Annotated in this window: 20 protein-coding genes; 9 read left to right on the top strand and 11 right to left on the bottom strand. The window is 69.7% G+C overall.

What is annotated here, in order from left to right; translation table 11 throughout:
• Positions 1 to 26: 26 nt before the first annotated feature.
• Together KME78_RS32505 and KME78_RS32500 are read right to left on the bottom strand one after the other, a co-directional pair.
• Positions 27 to 1499, bottom strand: coding sequence for a phytoene desaturase family protein (locus tag KME78_RS32505; RefSeq protein ID WP_219533223.1), 1473 nt, complete (start codon positions 1497 to 1499; stop codon positions 27 to 29).
• A gap of 197 nt (positions 1500 to 1696) precedes the next feature.
• A complete protein-coding gene (locus tag KME78_RS32500) occupies positions 1697 to 2338 on the bottom strand; it encodes a DUF305 domain-containing protein (protein ID WP_219533222.1) in 642 nt (213 codons plus the stop codon).
• Positions 2339 to 2459: 121 nt separating this feature from the next.
• Here KME78_RS32500 and KME78_RS32495 point away from each other — a divergent pair, with 121 nt between their 5' ends.
• Entirely contained in the window at positions 2460 to 3173 is a 714-nt protein-coding gene (locus KME78_RS32495) for a thioredoxin-like domain-containing protein (protein WP_219533221.1), read from the top strand.
• 436 nt (positions 3174 to 3609) lie between these two features.
• On the opposite strand, the gene KME78_RS32490 is transcribed toward KME78_RS32495, so the two are convergent.
• On the bottom strand, positions 3610 to 4131 hold the full coding sequence (locus KME78_RS32490; RefSeq protein WP_219533431.1) for a hypothetical protein: 522 nt from the start codon (positions 4129 to 4131) through the stop codon (positions 3610 to 3612).
• 462 nt (positions 4132 to 4593) lie between these two features.
• Here KME78_RS32490 and KME78_RS32485 point away from each other — a divergent pair, with 462 nt between their 5' ends.
• Both KME78_RS32485 and KME78_RS32480 read left to right on the top strand, forming a co-directional pair.
• Positions 4594 to 5577, top strand: a complete 984-nt coding sequence (locus KME78_RS32485) for a hypothetical protein (protein ID WP_219533220.1) — start codon at positions 4594 to 4596, stop codon at positions 5575 to 5577.
• Between the two features lie 11 nt (positions 5578 to 5588).
• The gene (locus tag KME78_RS32480; RefSeq protein ID WP_308127223.1) at positions 5589 to 5936 is read left to right on the top strand and encodes a GntR family transcriptional regulator; all 348 of its coding nucleotides are present in this window, start codon (positions 5589 to 5591) and stop codon (positions 5934 to 5936) included.
• Here the strand turns inward: KME78_RS32480 and KME78_RS32475 are convergent.
• From KME78_RS32475 to KME78_RS32460, 4 genes are all read right to left on the bottom strand, one after another.
• Complete coding sequence (locus tag KME78_RS32475) at positions 5933 to 6643, bottom strand: hypothetical protein (RefSeq protein ID WP_219533218.1); 711 nt, start codon at positions 6641 to 6643, stop codon at positions 5933 to 5935. The genes KME78_RS32480 and KME78_RS32475 overlap by 4 nt on opposite strands.
• A gap of 97 nt (positions 6644 to 6740) precedes the next feature.
• A complete protein-coding gene (locus KME78_RS32470; protein WP_219533217.1) occupies positions 6741 to 7574 on the bottom strand; it encodes a helix-turn-helix domain-containing protein in 834 nt (277 codons plus the stop codon).
• Between the two features lie 12 nt (positions 7575 to 7586).
• Entirely contained in the window at positions 7587 to 8105 is a 519-nt protein-coding gene (locus KME78_RS32465; RefSeq protein ID WP_219533216.1) for a DUF6879 family protein, read from the bottom strand.
• Entirely contained in the window at positions 8106 to 8303 is a 198-nt protein-coding gene (locus KME78_RS32460) for a hypothetical protein (RefSeq protein WP_219533215.1), read from the bottom strand. It lies immediately after the preceding gene.
• Between the two features lie 188 nt (positions 8304 to 8491).
• On the opposite strand from KME78_RS32460, the gene KME78_RS32455 reads away from it, so the two are divergent.
• From KME78_RS32455 to KME78_RS32445, 3 genes are all read left to right on the top strand, one after another.
• Positions 8492 to 8818 carry a DUF4265 domain-containing protein gene (locus KME78_RS32455; protein WP_246652503.1) on the top strand — a complete coding sequence of 109 codons (327 nt, stop codon included), beginning with the start codon at positions 8492 to 8494 and terminating at the stop codon, positions 8816 to 8818.
• 190 nt (positions 8819 to 9008) lie between these two features.
• Positions 9009 to 9299, top strand: coding sequence for a Scr1 family TA system antitoxin-like transcriptional regulator (locus KME78_RS68140; RefSeq protein ID WP_372454980.1), 291 nt, complete (start codon positions 9009 to 9011; stop codon positions 9297 to 9299).
• Positions 9241 to 9495: a DUF397 domain-containing protein gene (locus tag KME78_RS32445; RefSeq protein WP_219533213.1), complete on the top strand. Its 255-nt coding sequence runs from the start codon at positions 9241 to 9243 to the stop codon at positions 9493 to 9495. Before KME78_RS68140 ends, KME78_RS32445 begins: the two co-directional genes overlap by 59 nt.
• Positions 9496 to 9727: 232 nt before the next feature.
• Here the strand turns inward: KME78_RS32445 and KME78_RS32440 are convergent, their stop codons facing one another.
• Positions 9728 to 10210 carry a hypothetical protein gene (locus KME78_RS32440; protein ID WP_219533212.1) on the bottom strand — a complete coding sequence of 161 codons (483 nt, stop codon included), beginning with the start codon at positions 10208 to 10210 and terminating at the stop codon, positions 9728 to 9730.
• A gap of 197 nt (positions 10211 to 10407) precedes the next feature.
• Here KME78_RS32440 and KME78_RS32435 point away from each other — a divergent pair, with 197 nt between their 5' ends.
• Positions 10408 to 13677 (top strand): ATP-binding protein, encoded by a 3270-nt coding sequence (locus KME78_RS32435; RefSeq protein ID WP_219533211.1) that lies wholly within the window; start codon positions 10408 to 10410, stop codon positions 13675 to 13677.
• 40 nt (positions 13678 to 13717) lie between these two features.
• Here the strand turns inward: KME78_RS32435 and KME78_RS32430 are convergent, their stop codons facing one another.
• Positions 13718 to 13954, bottom strand: coding sequence for a hypothetical protein (locus tag KME78_RS32430; protein WP_219533210.1), 237 nt, complete (start codon positions 13952 to 13954; stop codon positions 13718 to 13720).
• 291 nt (positions 13955 to 14245) lie between these two features.
• On the opposite strand from KME78_RS32430, the gene KME78_RS32425 reads away from it, so the two are divergent.
• Positions 14246 to 14992 carry a dienelactone hydrolase family protein gene (locus KME78_RS32425; RefSeq protein WP_219533209.1) on the top strand — a complete coding sequence of 249 codons (747 nt, stop codon included), beginning with the start codon at positions 14246 to 14248 and terminating at the stop codon, positions 14990 to 14992.
• 71 nt (positions 14993 to 15063) lie between these two features.
• Here KME78_RS32425 and ald read toward each other — a convergent pair whose 3' ends face one another.
• Complete coding sequence (ald, locus tag KME78_RS32420) at positions 15064 to 16185, bottom strand: alanine dehydrogenase (RefSeq protein ID WP_219533208.1); 1122 nt, start codon at positions 16183 to 16185, stop codon at positions 15064 to 15066.
• A 171-nt stretch (positions 16186 to 16356) separates the two neighbouring features.
• Here ald and KME78_RS32415 point away from each other — a divergent pair, with 171 nt between their 5' ends.
• Positions 16357 to 17385 (top strand): excalibur calcium-binding domain-containing protein, encoded by a 1029-nt coding sequence (locus KME78_RS32415; RefSeq protein ID WP_219533207.1) that lies wholly within the window; start codon positions 16357 to 16359, stop codon positions 17383 to 17385.
• Here the strand turns inward: KME78_RS32415 and KME78_RS32410 are convergent.
• Entirely contained in the window at positions 17382 to 18767 is a 1386-nt protein-coding gene (locus tag KME78_RS32410) for an NCS2 family permease (RefSeq protein ID WP_219533206.1), read from the bottom strand. The two genes, KME78_RS32415 and KME78_RS32410, sit on opposite strands and share 4 nt — an antisense overlap.
• Between the last annotated feature and the right edge of the window lie 63 nt (positions 18768 to 18830).

Raw genomic sequence — 18830 nt, 5'->3', positions numbered from 1 at the left:
CCTGAGGGGCTCAGCGGTTGAGGGGCTCAGCGGCTGAGTGCGAGGCGGGCGGCCTGCCAGCCGCCCATGCCGTGTACCGCGGCCCCGGGCGGCGTGGCCGACGAGCAGAGGAACACCCCCGGCAGCGGCGTCCGCCAGGGCGCCGCCGACCACACCGGCCGCCGGACGAACTGCCCCAGACTGGCCAGCCCGCCCCCGATGTCCCCACCCACCAGGTTGGGATTGCCCGCCTCCAGCTCAGCGGGCCCCATCGCGTGCCTGGCCAGCACCCGATCGCGGAACCCGGGCGCGAACCGCTCGATCTGCCCCTCGATGGCGTCCGTCATGTCGACGCGAGACCCGTTCGGAACATGACAGTAGGCCCACAACGTGTGCCCGCCCCGGCTGTCATCGGCCGCGTACGGCTGCACGAGCAGCACGTACGGCCGCGGCGAGTGCCGCCCGCGCGCCATCTCGGCCTCGCTGAGCGCGATCTCCTCCAGCGTCCCCCCGAGATGCACCGTGCTGGCCGCCGCCACCGCCGGATCCCGCCAGGGCACCGGCCCGTCGAGCGCCCAGTCCAGCTTGAACACCCCTGGCCCGTAGCGATAACGCTCCAGCCCTCGGCGATACCCGGCCGGCAGGTCCGCCATCGCCAGGAACTGCCTGGGGGTCACATCCAGCACCACCGTCTCCGCGTCCAGCTCCCTCAGATGACGTACCCGGTGCCCGCTGACCGCCTCCCCGCCCAACGCCCTGAACCTGGCCACCAGCGCGTCGGCCAGCACCTGCGACCCGCCTTTCACCACCGGCCACCCCACCAGATGAGCCAGGGCGCCCAGGAGCAGGCCGTACCCGCTCGTGATGGGTGCCCGAAGGTCGAGCATCGAATGGGCGGCCATGCCCGCGAGCACCGCCCGCCCCTCGACGGTCCTGAACGCCCGCCGGGCGAGCGTCGTGACGGGCAGCGCCGCCGCCACCCCGAACCTGGCCGCCTGCGCGAACGCCCTCGGCCGCGGCTCCCATGGCCCGAGCGGCTTGAGCATCAGATCGACCAGCGGCAACCCGGCCCGCGCCGCCGCCCCCACCGTCGCCTGCCACACCGCCGCATCCCGGCCCAACCCGGCCGCGGTACGGGGGGCGTCGCGGTGCACGAGTACGGCGGGGCGATCGTCGAGCGGATGAGCGGCGACCACCTCGGGATGCGCGAACTCGACCGCCCCGACCTCGGCTCCACTGAGATCGGTCCCACGGCGACCGGGCTCCTTGGAGCCGGGCTCCTTGGGATCGAACCCGCTGATACCCAGCTCCCGGAAGGCAGGTGAGGCCAGCGCCATCGCCATCACGGTCGCACCCATGTCGTGCACTCGCCCAGGCAGCGTCAGCTCCGCCGACCGCAGCCCGCCACCGAACTGATCGGCGGCCTCCAGCAGCACCACCTCGCGCCCCGCCTGAGCCAGCAGAATGGCGGCGACGAGCCCGTTCGGCCCGGACCCCACCACCACCGCGTCGGTACTCACCTTGGCCCCACCACCACTGCGTCACCACTCACCTGGGCCCCGCCCTCGCGCTTCGCGCGCCCCCGCGCTCACTGCAGAACCCGTCTCTCGGGCTCAGTGGAGTCCTGCCCCGGATCGCTCATCCCAGCCCGCCCCCGTCGCGCGCTGTCGCGCGGTCAGGGTCGCGCGGTCAGGGTCGCGCGGTCAGGGTCGCGCGGTCACTTCAGGATCGTCGGATACGGCTGCGCGCCGCGCTGCTTGAGCATCTCGGTCATGAGCTTGATCTCGCCGGTCTGCCCGCTGACGATCTTCTGGGCCATGTTGACCACCTCGTCCCGCGTGGACAGCTTCAGCAGCCCTCCGGCCATCTGCACACCGCCCTCGTGGTGGCGGATCATCAGCTGCAGATAGAGCACTTCGGCCGCCGTGCCCTGCAACTCCTTGAGCTTGGTCAGCTCGTCCGGCGTGGCCATGCCCGGCATCAGCCCGCCCGCGGCGACAGTCGCCGTGCCAGTCCCGCCATGACCATGCTCGGCCATCCACGCCATCGGCGGCCGGTCGGTGGCCTGATCGAGCCCCCACTGCTGCAACCACCCAATGAACATGCCCCGCTGGTTGGACTGGGTGGTGATGATGTCGTAGGCCAGGTTGCGGACGTCCTTGGACTGCGTCTTGTCCCTGATCGTGAACGACATGTCGACGGCCTGCGCGTGATGCGCGGCCATGTCGCGAGCGAACCCGGCCTCCGCCGAGGTGTCGCCGGGCGTGCCGCTCCGGCCCCACACGAGGAAGATCGCCGCTGCGGCGAGGACCAGCACGGCGCAAGCGACGAGCAGCGAATTTTTCGCGGGCTTTTCCATGGCTTGTCCAGCGTACCCATCCCTTAGCCGAGGCCGGTACGCGTACTTAGGTCGCTCTTATTCTCCGCATACTGCCCAAGGGCATAGGGTGACCCGGAGTTGGCACGCCGATGGAGGAACGATGACGAAGGAGAAGGCGCAGGCGCGCCGCGAGCATCTGCAGAAGATGCGAGCGCAGCAGAAGAGCAAGGAGCGCCGCGCCGCGCTGCTGATGTGGGGGGCAGGCGGACTCGTCATCGTGCTGCTCGTCGGAGTGGTCGGTTTCTATCTGGTCAAGCAGGCCAAGGAGACGTCACTCGGTGCCGTGGCCAATTACAAGTACGACGCCGGCCAGCACGTTTGGAACGCGGTCACGTACAAGGAGAACCCGCCGGTCGGTGGTCAGCACAACAACTACTGGCAGCAGTGCGCGATCTACGACAAGCCCATCCACAACGAGCACGCCGTTCACTCGCTGGAGCACGGCGCCCTGTGGATCACGTACCGGCCCGACCTGCCGAAGGCGCAGATCGACGCGCTGAAGAAGACGGCCTCCTCGACGGGCCAGCAGGACTACATGCTGGTCAGCCCGTACCCGAACCTGCCCGCCCCGGTCGTGGCATCATCTTGGGGCCACCAGCTCAAGCTGGACAAGGCCGACGACCCGAAGCTCGCGGCGTTCATCAAGAAGTACCAGAACGGCCCGGACACCCCTGAAGCCGGCGCCAGCTGCGGCGGCGCCGACGCCATCACCACCACGGCGGACCAGGCCCCCCTCCCACCCGAGCCCAAGGGCACCCAATCCCAGGCCCCGATGGAAACCATCAGCCCCAGCGCCAGCCCCACCAACAAATAACCCCCAAGCTCGGCCCTCCCTGACGGTCGGACTGCGCTTCCCAGGGGGGCTCCGCCCCCCTTCGACCCCCCGAAAAGCATGGTCTTCGCTTTCGCTCAGGCTGCCTTCTCGGGGGGCTTCGCCTTTGGGCGGGGGCCTGCCGGCCCCCGCCGCCCCCGGACGCGATCCCGTTGTATTCGGCAAGACGGCGTTCACTATTGCCGCTGATTGCCCATGTCGTTTCGGGATACGGGGAGCGGCCCTGAGGTAACTCACAGGGGAATTCAGTTTGATTCCCGCCAGCTTGCTACCGGGTCCTCCACTCGGGTCGGTGTCACCAGCCGCAAAGTAGCTCTGAGTGACGAAAGCTACGGGCGGCATTCGCGCGGGAGCTCGTTCGGTGCGAGGCCGATCTGCTGAAGGCCGGGTACTGTGTCGAGCCGGACCCTGGCGATGATCAGGTGCTGCAGGTACGCAACCCCGCGTGACCCTCCGGTCTACCGGGTGGCGTGCAGGTCAGCGAGTCCGGCGACGCTGGACAGGGTCGGCCTCGGCGGTGATGCGGGCGGAGGTTTCCTCGCCGAGCCGGACGTAGCGGCCAAGGCTGGCCAGGTGCTGATGGCGGCTCTTGGCCTGAATTCGGGCGCGGTCGGCCGGCTTGGGCGAGATGCTGCAGCGCCGAGTGCCGCAGCTGGTGCAGGGTCCAGCCGACCCCGTGCGGGTCGAGCTTGGCCGAGGCGGTCTTGAACAGGTACTCGGCGCGGGGATAGGACAGCTCGGCGCGTGCGGCCGTCTCATACAGCAGCCTCCAGAGCACTCGTTCCCGCAGGGCGTGGGCGTCGTCGGTGAACAGCTTCTCCAGGCGGGCGCGCGGGATGGAGCGATCACCGCGGCGGGCGGTTCTGCGGCGCTCCAGCCGCCGGGCCGGGTTGGTGGCCAGGATCTCCTGGCGTTGGGGCCAGGTGGTGAAGGAGCACAAGGCTGACAGGTTGCCGGTGCCGGGTCGCGGCGGCCGCGGCCTTCCACCGGTCCATCACCGTGGCGTAGTGCTCGGGGGTCAGGGCGGCGGCCGGGTGCTCGGGACCCATGACGGCGATCAGGCGGGTGAGGGTCTCGGCATAGCCGGCGCGGGTGGTAGCCGCGGCGATGGCAGAAGTGCTCAACGGCGGTCGCGGTCGTGGGGCCGGCGGTGGCCGGGTCGGGCTGGCTGGGGAACGTCACGACGGACACGCGAGCATCCTCCTCTGCCGATGTGACACATGACGTTGCCGAGTCGGTCCGGCCGCCGAGGATGGCGAGCTGCTCTTCCATCGTCTCGACGGGGCCGGTGTGACAAATAATTCATGTTCTGTGTCTCAGCGCCGGGCGTACACCGCTACCGCTCTACTCTCCGAACTGTTCATAGTGTTATAGTCTAAATCAAACACTCTTGGAGGTGTTCGTGTCCCGGTCCACGGACTTCGCCCCGCAGAGACGGCCCCGCCGCCTGGTCCTGACGGCCCTCGGTCCGCTGCTGATGCTCGTCGTACCCATGCTCCTCGTCGGCCTGCTCGGCGAGCGCCTGCCCGATCATGTCACCGTCAACCGCTGGAGCTTCGACACCAGGATCGGGTTCACTTGGCAGAGTTGGTCCGCGCAGCCGGTCTTCGGCATGATGGTGTGGATGGAGGCGTTGATCGTCGTCTCGTTCCTGAGTTACTGGCGCGTGCCCGTGGCTCAGCGTGTCCTGGTGGCGGTCAGCTTCGTCGTCGGTCTCACCATTCCGGTGGCCTGCGTGATGTGGTGGCTAGGCTTGGTCGACGTCCTTGGGGGCGCGGCCCGGCCCGGCTGGCCCATGGTGGTGGAGACTGCGGGGACCTTGGGGGCGTTTGCGCTGGGATGGCTGGTGGCGGGGCCGTTGCCGTCGCCCCCCGAGGCGGAGAGCGCCCCACCTCCGTATGTGAACGCCATGGCGCTCGGGCCGTGGCAGCGGGTGATGTTCGTGACTTCTGCCTGGTCGGTACGCAGGCTGCTGATCGGCGCTCTGCTGGCGGCGGCGGCCGTGTGGGTGGCGGTTCAGGCGTACACCGGGTGGCTCGGCGTGGTCCTGCTGGCGTTGTGGGCGGTGGTGGAGACGGCGCAGGCGCGTACCCGCCTGCAGATCGATGACTCCGGTGTCACGATGACGCTGCCCTGGCTGCAGCTGCGCCGGACGATCCCATGGGCGCGGATACGTTTCGCCGAGGCCAGGCCCAAGGCTCCCGAGGGCAGCTACAAGCTGGCTGATGGAGGGTGGGGCTGGGGGGCCGTCACCGGGAGAGGACCGGTGCTGGTGCTCTCACTCGCCGACGACCGCTCGTTCGTCTACTCCACGCAGGAGGCAGGCGTGGCGGCCGCGCTGGTCAACGGCTGGCTCAATCGGCAACGACGCGGGGAGGCGGCGTAATGCTGGTCACGGTGGACTTCCAATCGGACCAGCCGCTGGCAGATCAGGTGGCGGGTTCCGTACGCGCGGCGCTGGCCAGTGGCGCGGCGGAGCCCGGAGACCGGCTGCCCTCGGCGCGCAACGTGGCGGCCGCCCTCGGCATCAACCTGCACACCGTCTTGCGGGGCTATCAACAGCTGCGAGACGAGGGTCTGGTCGAGCTACGGCGCGGCCGTACGGCCGTCATCTCCGGCACGGCTGATCAGCTCGGGCTCCGCCTCGCGGCGGCGGCCGAGGAGTTTGCGAAGGCGGCCCGGCAGGCAGGGGCCTCTGAGGAGGAGGCTCTCGCGGCGGCCCGGCAGGCACTGCGCGCTATCTAGGACTGACGCCGGGGCCAGCGCAGGCGTGCTGACGACATAAGGGATTTGTCTCGCCCGACACCCGCATCCGCATGCTTCGGACGAGACATGCGGCGGTGGGGCTGTCTGGGGGCTGGTTCGCGGCGCAGATCCGACACGTGCACGACCAGAGCCCTGGCAAGCGTGGACTCCAGCGCGTGCAGGTCGTCATGCGGAATGTCCCGCAGGACCGTCTCACATCCCAACGGGGAGACGATGACGCCTTTCACACCCCAGACGTAATAGTCGCCCGAGGTGTAGACGTGGGCCTCACGGCGCAGGTGCGGGCATGCGTTTATCGCTTCTGGCAGGCAACCCAAACAAATAGGCGGTTTGCTAAGGCGTCCGGAGGGGGCGGGCGGCTCGGCGTGGAAGACCCAGGCGAGGCGCCCTGTGCCGGAGTCTGGCGCCGGGCCCCGGCAAACCTGGCAGAGCCTGCCGAGCATGCATTCGCGCTGCCGCAGGGTGTGCATCTCGTCGTATCGGACACTTCCACGGCGGAGTGTTTTCTGCCGGGCCCACAGCACACCCATGTCCCAGTCGCTCGCCACGGGGTCGGTGTAGGACAGCCGCCACCCACTCAGCGACCACGTATCCCGGATGAAGGTGAGGTTGACCGCGACGCTCTCCCCGCTGAAAGCGGTGACGTAGGGCGTTCGCGCAGGGAATGCGGACTTGTAGCTGTCCATGGCCTGGACGTTAAGGCCGCTCCAGAGAGCTCACAACGACTATTCTCGAATATTCGAATCCTCTGGCAGGAGCGTCACCCGCGAGAATGGCAAGCATTCACGGGAGGGACTCCATCGCCGTGGTGATGAGTCGGCGCGCCTCGGCTCCGTAACTGGCGTCGGCCGCCAGCCGGTCGAAGACCCGCCCGTAAAGGGCGATTTCTTGAGGTTGGGTCAGCGTGAGCTCGGCGCCGATGGTCTCCACCAGCACCCGTTCCTCGTCAAAGATCCAGAAGCCGTGCTTGGGCGACTCGCCGAGTTCTGCGTCGAAGCCCAGGATGCCCACGCGAATGGTGCTCATCGAGCACATCGCCACGAGACGGTCGAGTTGGCCCGCCATGACATCCGGCGGGCAAAGCCGATACCTCAACACCGCCTCCGTGAGCACGAAATGCAGGCGCTTCCCCGGCCTGTACAGAACTTCTTGGCGCTGCATGCGAACCCGGACACCCTCGTCGACATCGTCGGGCAGGTTATGGCGTTTCACCGATTGGGCGAGTCGATAGCGCGCATAGTCGGGGGTCTGCAGCAGACCTGGGACCACCGTGGTCTCCAGAGCCCTGATGCGGGTGGCGCCGGCCTCCAGCGCGATGCTCGCGCGCTGCCGTTCCGACGTGCCGGCGCCGAGCCGCTGCCGCCACTCGGCGTACATGGTCTCCAAGACTTCCAGCCGGGCGATGAGTGGTCCAGCCGCCGCCTCGTCGCCGCAGACGTGCGCCCATACTGCGATGTCGTTCCTGGTTGGCGTCTGTCTGCCCGTCTCGATCTTGCTGACCTTGGATTGCGGCCAGTCGAGAAGCCCCGCGAGAGCCGTGCCCGTGAACCCGGCACCCTGTCGCACCTCTCGGAGTCGTTGGCCGAGAGCCTCACGTGCCTCTTGTAGTCGCGCCACGAGGGATAGTTTCTACCGCTCTGCGTACTGCTCGTACGGCTCGGCGTAGTGCCAGGCGGCATCGCGCCACTGGCAGTGGCGCAGGACGATCTCTGGATCGGTCGTGAGTTCGTGCCTGAGGGGCCGGTCGTCGGCGTCGAAGTTGAGCAAGACGAGTCGTGCGGAGTCGAACAGCGCGAAGTCGTGTTCAGGCAATTCGAGGTCGGTCGCGTGCTCGCGAGACAGGTACCGGATGTCCTCGCCCGCAGCGGTGCTGAGCGGTGTGCCGGCGAGCAGCCAGCGCGCGTAGTCGCCGTGCGGCTCGGTGAGAACGCGTACTCGCTCCACACGCTTGCCCTGTCCGGTGGCCGCTTTCATGCGGTCAAGCCATGGCCTGGTCGCGCGTTCCGGGTCGGGCTGCCCGGCGAGGAATCTCCGGAGCGACTCGTGTTCGGAAGGCACGTCGTACCGATCGCGTACCTCGAACTTGAACGCGGTGTGTTGAAAGGTGTTCCAGAGCGCGTCGAAGTCGGCCGGAGCGAGAAGGGGCACTCAGGATCCTTCGGCGAAGCGGAGGAGCTCTTTGGGGATCTCCACGAAACTCTCGCCAGGGAGCACGTTACGCAGCTCGGCGAGGGCTTCGGGGTCGGTCACCGTATCTCCCTGGACGACGTAGGTGCCGCGGTCGGTCTCGTACAAGGTGGGGCACTGGCCGTCGTCGGACGTGCTGCCGAGGAATCGGAGTTTCATGCTCGGCTCCTGCCTGGATATTCGAGAATTGATGGCTAACCGCGATGGTGATGGGAGAATAGTCGGCAGTCAAGAGCGCACTCACTCCGCCGGGCGCGCCCGGTTCGCGGACGCGGGATCGACGCCCTCGCGTGCGCGTCTGGACCGACTTGGGACGGGCACTCGACAGACTGCGCGATCATGTGGGCATGGTCCTTGCAACCCCCTCCGAAGGCCTCCCCGCGGAGCCGGACCTGATCAAGGTGTGGTTCCAGTTCGCACCTCGGGAAGACTGGCTTCCCTACGACACCGAAGGGCTCTGGGCCACGCGCTTGAGCCGGGATACCGCCCGTGTGGCGAACGTCCCATTCCTGCAGGACGTGGTGGGTTTCACCACCGACGACGACGGTCTTCACTGGGCCTGTGGGCGGGTGGAAGCGTCGGGCAACTGCACGGTCCGGGTCCTGCCAGTGCCCGATGGACCGCTCGGGCGAAGCGCGCAGGCCGTGCACGAGCAGTTGGCGCCGTTCGGCTAGGGCGGGGAATCCTTCAGTGCGGAGCTTCCCCTGGTCGCCTTCACCGTGCCGGTTGACGCAGATCTTGGACAGATAAAGACTTCGAGGAGTCCTGCGTCACCGACGCCTGGCGAACCGCTTAAAGACCACTCTGCTTTTCGGATGTGTCCACAAGCGCCATACCGCTGAACTCTCGTTACCCGTGCGGCGAATGCCCCACTTCGTCGACAGCTCATCTACCAGCCAAAGCCCGCCCACAGAGCTCACCGTGGTCTACATCGAGATACTGACGAGTAGCCTGTGGATCGAGAACGACAGTGAGGTTGATCGAGACAGTCTCGCCTTTGATCAACTTCGCGCAATCGCCGTAAGTCCTGATCAGTCGGCGGAGTTGATCTCTCAGGCGGCCGGCCGTCTACAGATGGAAAGAGGACCCGCGAGACATGCACAGCAACCCGATCGACCCCGCCACCCTCACCTGGCGGAAGAGTCAGCGCAGTGACGGGGGCAATGGGTGTGTGGAAGTCGCCATTGCCGACGCCGCGCCGGCCGACGCCCTCCACAAGGCGAACCGGGGACCTCTGGTGCTCATCCGCGACAGCGAGAACCCCAACGGCCCCGTCCTGGCGTTCACTGAAATTGAGCTCAAGGCATTTCTTGGCGGCGTCAAGGACGGCGAATTCGACGACCTGATCTGACTGCCCCTGTGGCGATCAGGCGCTCATCATTGCCATAAAGGCTTTTGTGCTCCGCTCACAAGCGCCCGCTCACGCCGTCGCCTTTGCGCCGCACCCTTCCGGGCCCGAACGCGCTCGGCATGCGGAACTTCGCCACCGTCGTCACAGCGGCCGTCACCGGGACCACCGGGCTTGCGGAGAAGGTGAAGGCCCCGCCTCGGGACCACGGCGGAGCCTTCACGTTCGGGCGGGGCTACAGCCCGGTCATCCTGAACCTGAGGTTGTATTCGTAGTAGCTGTCATGGGTGCCGGAGACGATGCCCCCGACGATGAGGCTCTGGCCGGTGGAGAGCCCGGAGCAGTCGGAGCCGTACACGATGATCGTGCCGAGGTTGTAGCCGGCTTTCACGATCGGCGGCTGGACCTCGCGCAGGTTGAAGGCCAGCGACGAGCTGCTGCTGAGGTTGACGCTCGCGTAGTCGAAGTCCACCGGGTCGGCGTCGTCGCCGGCCCGCATGTTGACCCAGGAGTTGGGGAAGAGCCTCGATCCGACCTCGAGCCTGAGCTCGTCCTTGCCGTCGACCTCGTCCACGGCGGACGCGTCGAGGTCGTAGAACTCGACCGAGCAGTTCGTGGCCCTGGCGGTCGCGCCGGCGGGCGGGGCCGTGGCCAGCACTGCAGGGACGGCCAGTCCCGCCGCCAGGGCGAGCGCGGGGATCAGCTTCTGGGAGCGCATGCTGCTTCTCCTTTGGTGAGATTTGGTGAGATTTGGTGAGGATTGCGTCTCTCGCGAAACGCGGCATCAGAGTGGGGCAGGCAGCGTGAGCGCATCGTTAGAGCGCTGGTCAGTGGCTGGTCAGCGGCGTAGAGCACGTTCCGTGCGCGCCCTTTTTCACAGTCGCGCGGCGGGGACGCGCCTACCGTGCTGTGGCTATGGGAGACTCGCTGACCCTGCTGCTGCTCGGTCCGCCTGAGCTGGCCGTCGGAGGGCGGCCGGTGGGCATCCGCTCCGCCAAGACCCGCGCCCTGCTCTGTTACCTCGCCACCACGCCGGGCCCGCGCTCGCGCTCCGAGCTGGCCGCGCTGCTGTGGGGTGAGCGGCCGGACGCCAACGCCCGCGGCAGTCTGCGCCTGGCGCTGTCGGAGCTGCGCAAGGAGGTGGGCGGGTGGCTGGACATCACCCGCGACCACGTACGGTTCCGCCCCGGCGGCTGCTACGTGGACCATGGACGCTTGGTCGAGACGGCGACCGTGGCAGAGGCGCTGCGGTTGTGGCGGGGCGACTTCATGGACGGGGTGTGGTTCTGTGACGCCCCGGCCTTCGGCGGATGGCTGGAGTCGGAGCGCGGGCGGGTCCGGCTGCGGCTGCGCGAGCTGCTGCTGCGCTCCGGCTCCGCGCCACCGGCCGATCTCGTACGGCTGGCGCGCCTGGTGGCCGGGCTGGACCCGTACGACGAGGAGGCGCACCGGCTGCTGATGGCGGCCCTGGCCGCGGCGGGCAACCGGGCGGCGGCCCTGGCCTGCTACGACGACCTGCGGCGGCGGCTGGCCGACGACCTGGGTGTCGAGCCCGCGTCGGAGACCGCGGCGGCTAGGAGGCGCCTGCTCACCCAGCGGCCGGCCGTCCGGCGCGCGGCTCCGCCGGTGCCCGGCACGGAGCTGTTCGGCCGGGAGGCGGAGCTGGGGCGGCTGCGTACGCTGTTGGCCGCCGAACGCCTGGTCACCCTGCTGGGCCCGGGCGGCGTCGGCAAGACCCGCCTGGCCATCGCCGCCGCCTCGGGCTCGGCCTGTTTCGTCTCCTTCGCCGGGGTACGCCCGGAGGCGGCCGTCACCACGCTCGCCCGCCGCCTCGGCGTGGACCTCACGCCGCAGCGCCCCGCCCTGGACCTGCTCCTGGCGGCGCTGGCCCGGCAGGAGGTGCTCCTGGTGCTGGACAACCTCGAGCACCTGCCCGCCTTCGACGCGGTCATCGGGAGCGTCCTGCGTACGGCACCGGGCGTGCGGGTCCTGGCGACGAGCAGGCGGCGGCTCGACCTGGCAGGTCAGGTGACGTTCGAGGTGGCGGGCCTGCCGGGACCGGCGGCCGAGGCCCTGTTCGCGGCCAGGGCGACGCGGGCGCAACCGGCGTTCGACGCCGACCGGGACGCCGCCGCCGTGGCCGCGATCTGCGCCGCCACAGATGGTCTGCCGCTGGCCATCGAGCTGGCGGCCGGGCTGCTGCGGGCCGTGCCGCCCGCCGAGCTGGGCCGCCGCCTCGGCGTGGACCCCGGTCTGCTGTCGGCCGCCGGACCGGCGGTCCGGTCGCGGCACGCCTGCATGCGTACGGTGTTCGAGACCTCCTGGCGGCTCCTCGACCCGGCCGGGCAGCAGGCGCTGGCGGCGCTGGCGGTGTTCGGCGGCGGCTGCACGCTGCCCGCGGCGCTGGAGGTGGCCAGGACCACGCCGCGTGTGCTGGTCCGCCTGGTCGACCAGAGCATGATCGAGCTCACCCCGGCCGGGCGGTACGTCATCCACCCGCTCATCCAGCAGCTCGCCGCCGCGCGGTTGTCGCCGGGTGAGCGGCGGACGGCGCGGGAGCGGCATGCCGCGTACTTCTCGCGCCTGCTCGACCGGCACGCCGCCGCCCTGCAGGATGCCTCGGACGCGGAGGTGACCCGCGTGCTGGGGGCGGAGATGGACAACATCCGGCTGGCCTGGGCGGTGTCCGGGGAGCCCGGGTTCCTGGACAACTATTGGGTGTTGTGCCTGCGGCTGCGGTTGTACGAGGAGTCGGGGGTCGTCGTGCGGCGGCATCTCGCCCGTACGCCCGAGGCTCCCCGCCTGCGGGCGCGGTGGTTGCGGATGGCGTGCGTGAGCGAGCATCAGCTTGCCCGGGAGCGGGAGGCGTACCGGCTGGTCAGGGCGGCGCTCGACACGGTGGGCCGGCCGCTGCCGGCCTCCCGGCCCGGCCTGGTCGCCGCCATCCTGACGGCCGCCGCGCGCCAGGTCCTCCATCGGGTCCGGCCGGCGCGTCCTGCGTGCGGCCCTGGGGGTGCGGGTCCTGGCGGCGAGCGGGCAGCGGCTCGACCTGCCCGGTCGCCCCGGTCCGAGCGGGGCGCCGAGGTGGCGCAGGCGCTGACGTTCCTGGCGCGGCTGGCCTACCACCGGCAGGACGTGCCGACGATGCTGGCGGTCTCGTTGCGCCAGCTCAACGCCGCCGACCGCACCTCAGCCCCGGACCTGCGCGCGGAGGCGTACGCGAACTTCGCCACCATCGCCCGCGTCGCCGGCCGCCACCGCCTGGCCGGTCGCTACGGCGCGCTCGCCGACCGGGCCCTGACCGGCATCGCGCATCCCACGGAGCCCGCGAGCCGCGCCCGCCTGGCCCGGGGCCTGGATCAGCTCTCGGCCGGGGAGTTCGAGGCGGCCCGGGGGTCGTTCGCCGAGTGCCGGGCCAGGACGCTGGACCCGCGGGTGGCCGAGAACTGCGCGGGCATGCTCGCGGAGGCGGCGCTCTGGCGGGGCGACTTCGAGCAGGCCGCGAACCTGTACGCCGCCACGGCGGAACAGGCGGCGAGCCGGGTCGGCGGCGACGACATCGGCCGCCACTGGTGCCTGATGGGCCAGGCCGAGGCCCTGCTGCGGATCGAGGGGACCAGCCCCGATCGGGTCGCCGGGGTGCTGGCGGCGGCCCGCGCCTCGACCGAGCGCCGCCGCGCCCACGAGCAGCGCCTCGGCCTGCGGGACGGCGCGGTCATGCCGGTGATCCAGGAGTTACGCCTGCTCACGGCCTCGGCCCGCCTGAACGCGGACCACCCGCGATCAGACAGGCAGCCAAGGATCGCGGACGACCCGCGATCAGACGGGCTGCGGATCGCGGACGATCCGCAGGAGGCGCTGGCCCGGGCGTTGGATCTGGCCGCCCGCCTGCCGAAGGCCCAGCGCGGCATGCTGGAGTGCTGGTCGGGGCTGGCCGAGCTGCTCTGCCGCACGTCCCCGGACCCCGCGACGGCCCGGAGGCTTCACCGGCACCTCGCCGACTACCAGGCCCGCCATCCGGGAGCCGCCGCCCGCATCGGCTGGGCCCGCGCGCTCGTCCTGGCCGCCGCGGGCGAGCGGCGGGCGGCGGCGAAGGCCGCCGCGCAGGCGGTACGGGCGGCCGAACGCCTGTCGGCACCGTACGACCTGCGCCGCGCCCACGAGGTGGCCGCCCGGCTTGGCTGAACGTTTCACCGCCCGCCGAGCCGGGATCGACGATCGGGCGTTACCGGCTGTGATCGATGACGTTGCCGTTGGAGCAGTTGTTCACGTGATCGCCCACCCAGTCTCCCAGGACCGGAACCACCGCCACCTCCTGCAGGCAGACGGCCGCGGCGGTGAAGTTCCAGTTGTTCGCCGCGTTCACTCCTCCGCCGAAGTTCACGTCGATGTCAGCATGGGCGGGACCGGTGATCCCCACTACGCCCAGTGCGAGCAGAGTCGTCACGAAAGCCTTGGTCATGCGGTCACTCTCCGTCGTTGGATTGAATGATCGATTACCAAGAGTAGTCAAAAGAATGCTCATGGTGAAGGCGGGGAGCGCCCGAGGTTCACCACGCATCGTTGCGCTGCGCGGCCCGGGCCTCTCGCTGGGAGCGACGTTCGTGTTGCGAGGTCTCTGTGGTACGTTCGCTGTCGCCATAAACCAGCTGAAGGAGGTGAGACCGATCAACGCTGTGACAGGTCGGGGCTCCCTCCATCGCATGGGCTAGGGAGCGCCCGCGGAAGGCATCCCGAAAGGCTTTGAAACGCTATGCGCTTCACTCCCATTTCCCAGACGTCCTCGGATGGCGTCACCGAAGAGCTGTTCACCGTCGGTGAGATTCCCGGTGTGCTGTGGACACCGGAACACGCCACAGGTCCCCGCCCCCTGATCCTGGTGGGGCACGGCGGCGGACAGCACAAGAAGGCCCTCGGCATCCCGGCTCGCGCGGGCCGGCTCGTCGGCGAATGCGGGTTCGCCGTCGCCGCGATCGACGCGCCCAACCACGGTGACCGGCCGAAGGACGAGGAGTTCGTCCGGTTCGTGACCGAGAACCGGGGACGGATCGGTGCTGGTGAGGACGCCGCCGCGGTGGTCGCCACCTTGCACGAGCTCATCGCCGGCCAGGCCGTCGCCGATTGGCAGGCGGTCATCACCGCGGTCCAGGAGCTCGACCACGTGGGTCCCGGCCCGGTCGGCTATTGGGGTGTGTCGATGGGCTCCGGGCTCGGCGTGCCGCTGCTCGCCGCCGAACCACGGGTGCGCGCCGCGGTGCTGGGGCTCCTCGGTGTGGACGGGCTGGCCGAGACCGCTGCTCGGGTCACGGTTCCGGTGCGGTTCCTGCTCCAGTGGGACGACGACCTGGTGCCGCGGGCCAAGGGCCTGGCGCTGTTCGACGCTCTGGGGTCGGCTGAGAAGACGCTGCACGCCAACCCCGGCAAGCACGGGGAGATCCCCGGGTTCGAGATCGACAGCTCGCTGCGGTTCTTCACCCGGCACCTTGGTCAGGGCCGCTGACACGTGGTTCGTGACGCGCCGGTCGGGGCTTCGTTCCCCGGCCGGCACGTTCGCGCCCGGTCGGACAGTCGTCAGACCCGACTCAGTACGTCGTCCAATGCCGTCCACTCGAACCCATGCGCCTCGGCCACCGGCTTGCTGGTCAGCCGTCCCTCATGCGTGCTCAACCCCAGCGCGAGCGCGCGGTCCTCGCGCAGGGCCCGGGCCCACCCCTGGTCGGCGATCGCCAGTGCGTACGGCAGCGTGACGTTGGTCAGGGCGAACGTCGAGGTGTGCGGCACCGCGCCCGGCATGTTGGCCACGCAGTAGAAGATCGAGTCGTGCACCTGGTACGTCGGCTCCGCGTGGGTGGTGGGGCGGGAGTCCTCGAAGCAGCCGCCCTGGTCGATCGAGATGTCGACCAGTACGGAGCCGGGCTTCATCCGGCGGACCAGTTGGTTGGTCACCAGCTTGGGAGCCTTCGCGCCGGGTATCAGGACCGCGCCGATGACCAGGTCGGCCTCGCGTACGGCCCTGTTGATCTCCAGGGTGTTGGAGGCGACCGTCTGGCAGTGGCCCCGGTAGATCACGTCGGCCTGGCGGAGTTTGTCGATGTTCCGGTCGAGGAGGACCACCTCGGCCTGCATGCCGAGCGCGATGGCCGCCGCGTTCATGCCCGACACGCCGGCGCCGATCACCACGACGTGGGCCGCGCGCACGCCTGAGACGCCGCCCATCAGCACACCCCGGCCGCCCTGCGAGCGCATCAGATGGTACGCGCCGACCTGCGGCGCGAGCCGTCCCGCGACCTCCGACATGGGGGCGAGCAGCGGGAGCGCGCCGTTCGGCGTCTGTACGGTCTCGTAGGCGATTCCGGTGACACCCGAGTCGAGCATCGCCCGGGTGCAGGCCCGGGAGGCGGCCAGGTGCAGGTAGGTGAACAGGATCTGGCCCTTGCGCATCCGGTGGTATTCCTCGGCGATCGGCTCCTTCACCTTCAGCACCAGGTCGGACCCGGCCCAGACGTCGTCGGCCCGGGCGAGGATGACGGCGCCGGCCGATTCGAAGTCGGCGTCGGGGATGGAGGAGCCGAGGCCCGCCTCGTGCTCGACGTGGACCTGGTGGCCGTGCCGTACCAGCTCGTGGACGCCCGCGGGCGTGAGTGCGACGCGGTACTCGTTGTCCTTGACTTCGCGGGGAACGCCGACCTTCATGATTTCACCTTCTTCCGGACGGCCGGGAGGATCCATCGACAATCTGTAACGCTTACTTCAATCTTCTCTGCTTTTTGCGGGAAGATGAGGATTATTCAGCTGATTACCCCGCTTCCGCCTCTCCTCGATAGGCTCACCCGCAGCCCGAACGTCAGGATGGGGTCGCCAACGATGGAGAAGCCGGAAGAGCCGCCACCCGCGGAGCCCGGAGAGCCCGGAGAACCCAAGGCCAGCAGATTGACCACCATCGTGTTGATCGTCTCGCTGGTCGTTTTCGTGCTCATCGCAGGCGTGCTGGGGACGGTCGCCGTCCTGATGACCAGAAGTCCCGACTCGCCGTTCCTGGGCGCCGTGCCGCCGCAGCGGCTGGCGACGCCGATCCACTTCGCGCCGGTCAGGGAGACCAAGCCGGCGCCGTGCCCGGGTGACACGGCCGTGCTCGACAAGGAGCAGACCACCTGTTACCTGCTGGAGGACGGGGTCACGGTCAACGCCGTGCAGCGGATCGAGGCCGTACGCGAGAAGGACGGCACCTACTCGGTGCGCATCGCGATCGCGCCCGCGTTCAAGCAGAAGGTGTCGGACCTCATCGACGAGCTGGTGACCGACCAGCGGCAGGTGGCGGTCGTCCTGGTGCCCAAGACCGTCCTGGCGGCGCCGATCGTTACGCAGCCCATGGACGGTGACAGCCTGAGCATCGCGGGCTTCAGCAAGGAGGAGGCCGAGGCGCTGGCCGCCAGCCTGCTCAGCGCCTCACCGACCGCCGGAGCACCGGCCGGCGGGACACCGCCCGCCGGAACGCCAACGAACGGGGTGCCGACGGGCGGGGCGCCAACGGGCGGGGCGCCGACGGGTGGAGCGCCGACGGGCGGGGCGCCGACGGGTGGAGCGCCGACGGGTGGAGCGCCGACCTCGAACCCGGCCGCCACGGGGGCGCCGACCACGGGCGCGACGAGTCCGGGCACCACCAATACGGGCCTGCCCAACGCGGGAGCTCCGACCACGACCACCTCTGCCACGGACGGCCGCGCCACCTCTCCCGCCCGCGGCACCCAGAAACTGGACCCGCACTACGCCAGCTGCAAAGAGGCCGCCGCCGCCGGCTACGGCCCGTACACCAAGGGCCGCCACCCCGAGTACATCTGGTACCCCGACATCGACAAGAACGGCGTGGCCTGCAACACCGCCGACATCCGCTAGGCGAACAACTCCTCCAGCGCGGTGATCCCGAAATAGGCCACGAAGATCAGCGAAACCACCCACAGCAGCCACGGGATCTCGTGGAACTTCCCCCGAGCCGCCTTCAGCAGCGTGTAGGAGATCACCCCGGCCCCGACCCCGTTCGTGATCGAGTACGTGAACGGCATCAGCGCGATCGTCAGGAACGCGGGTACGGCCAGCTCCGGATCGCCCCAGGGCACGTTCCTGCTCTGCGTCATCATCAGCGCCCCGACCAGCACCAGCGCGGGCGCCGCCGCGGCCGCGGGCACCATCCCGGCCAGTGGCGTGAACAGCAGGGCCAGACCCAGCAGCGCCCCGGTCACCACGCTGGCCAGCCCGGTCCGCGCCCCCTCGCCCACGCCGGCGGCCGACTCCACGAAGACGGTGTTCGCCGACGCGCTGACCGTCCCGCCGACCATGCCGGCCACGCCGTCCACGGTCAGGATCGCGCCCAGCCTCGGCACCCGCCCCTGCTCGTCCACCAGCCCGGCCTCGTCGCTGACGCCGATGATCGTGCCCATCGCGTCGAAGAACCCGGACAGCACCAGCGTGAACAGCACCACGCTCGCCGTCAGCGCCCCCGCGCTCACGAACCCCCCGAACACGTCGAACCGCCCCACCAGCCCGAAGTCGGGCGCGGCGACCAGTGACGCCGGCATCCGGGGCACCACCACGCCCCACGTCTTGGGGTCTATGGTGGCCAGCGAGTTCACCACGACGGCCAGCACGGCGGTCACCGCGATGCTGATGAGGATGGCCGCCGGGGTCCTGCGTACGTACAGGACGATCATCAGGAGCAGTCCGAAGCAGAACACCGTGACCGGCCAGCCCGACAGGTGCCCGGTCGCGCCGAGCTGCACGGGAGTGCCGGAGCCCGGTGCCACGAAACCCGCGTCGACCAGCCCGATCAGCGCGATGAACAGCCCGATCCCCACGCTGATCGCGTGTTTGAGCGCCAGCGGGATCGCGTTCATGATCAGGGTGCGCAGACCGGTCACGGCCAGGATGATGATCGCGAGACCTTCGAGGACGACCAGGCCCATCGCCTGGGCCCAGGTCATGAACGGCGCGGCCTGGTAGGCGACCACCGCGTTCAGGCCGAGCCCGGCCGCCAGCCCGAACGGCGCGTTGCCGATGAACGCCATGAGCAGCGTCGAGACGGCCGCCGCCAGCGCGGTCGAGGTGGTGAGCTGAACGATGGAGAGCCGGGCGCCGGTGATGTCACGGGCTCCGGCCAGGATGATCGGGTTGAGCAGGATGATGTAGGCCATCGCCATGAACGTGGTGACGCCGCCGCGCACCTCGCGCCCGACCGTCGTCGACCGGCCGGAGAGCTCGAAGAACCTGTCGAGCACGGCCATCCCCCCTCGCGATCAAGGGGGAGTGCCGGATGCCCTACCCGGCCCGGAACGTGATCACGCCTC

This window comes from Nonomuraea guangzhouensis (assembly GCF_019396345.1).
Classification (GTDB): domain Bacteria; phylum Actinomycetota; class Actinomycetes; order Streptosporangiales; family Streptosporangiaceae; genus Nonomuraea; species Nonomuraea guangzhouensis.
The sequence above is the reverse complement of the archived record's forward strand: the minus strand, read 5'-3'. Positions and strand labels throughout refer to the sequence as shown.

What these genes read in the sequence shown, in the direction of transcription:
- KME78_RS32500 (WP_219533222.1), bottom strand. Translation starts at nt 2,338, where the DNA reads ATGGAAAAGCCCGCGAAAAATTCGCTGCTCGTCGCTTGCGCCGTGCTG.
- KME78_RS32495 (WP_219533221.1), top strand. Translation starts at nt 2,460, where the DNA reads ATGACGAAGGAGAAGGCGCAGGCGCGCCGCGAGCATCTGCAGAAGATG.
- KME78_RS32475 (WP_219533218.1), bottom strand. Translation starts at nt 6,643, where the DNA reads ATGGACAGCTACAAGTCCGCATTCCCTGCGCGAACGCCCTACGTCACC.
- KME78_RS32460 (WP_219533215.1), bottom strand. Translation starts at nt 8,303, where the DNA reads ATGAAACTCCGATTCCTCGGCAGCACGTCCGACGACGGCCAGTGCCCC.
- KME78_RS32455 (WP_246652503.1), top strand. Translation starts at nt 8,492, where the DNA reads ATGGTCCTTGCAACCCCCTCCGAAGGCCTCCCCGCGGAGCCGGACCTG.
- KME78_RS68140 (WP_372454980.1), top strand. Translation starts at nt 9,009, where the DNA reads ATGCCCCACTTCGTCGACAGCTCATCTACCAGCCAAAGCCCGCCCACA.
- KME78_RS32445 (WP_219533213.1), top strand. Translation starts at nt 9,241, where the DNA reads ATGCACAGCAACCCGATCGACCCCGCCACCCTCACCTGGCGGAAGAGT.
- KME78_RS32440 (WP_219533212.1), bottom strand. Translation starts at nt 10,210, where the DNA reads ATGCGCTCCCAGAAGCTGATCCCCGCGCTCGCCCTGGCGGCGGGACTG.
- KME78_RS32435 (WP_219533211.1), top strand. Translation starts at nt 10,408, where the DNA reads ATGGGAGACTCGCTGACCCTGCTGCTGCTCGGTCCGCCTGAGCTGGCC.
- KME78_RS32430 (WP_219533210.1), bottom strand. Translation starts at nt 13,954, where the DNA reads ATGACCAAGGCTTTCGTGACGACTCTGCTCGCACTGGGCGTAGTGGGG.
- KME78_RS32425 (WP_219533209.1), top strand. Translation starts at nt 14,246, where the DNA reads ATGCGCTTCACTCCCATTTCCCAGACGTCCTCGGATGGCGTCACCGAA.
- ald (WP_219533208.1), bottom strand. Translation starts at nt 16,185, where the DNA reads ATGAAGGTCGGCGTTCCCCGCGAAGTCAAGGACAACGAGTACCGCGTC.
- KME78_RS32415 (WP_219533207.1), top strand. Translation starts at nt 16,357, where the DNA reads ATGGAGAAGCCGGAAGAGCCGCCACCCGCGGAGCCCGGAGAGCCCGGA.
- KME78_RS32410 (WP_219533206.1), bottom strand. Translation starts at nt 18,767, where the DNA reads ATGGCCGTGCTCGACAGGTTCTTCGAGCTCTCCGGCCGGTCGACGACG.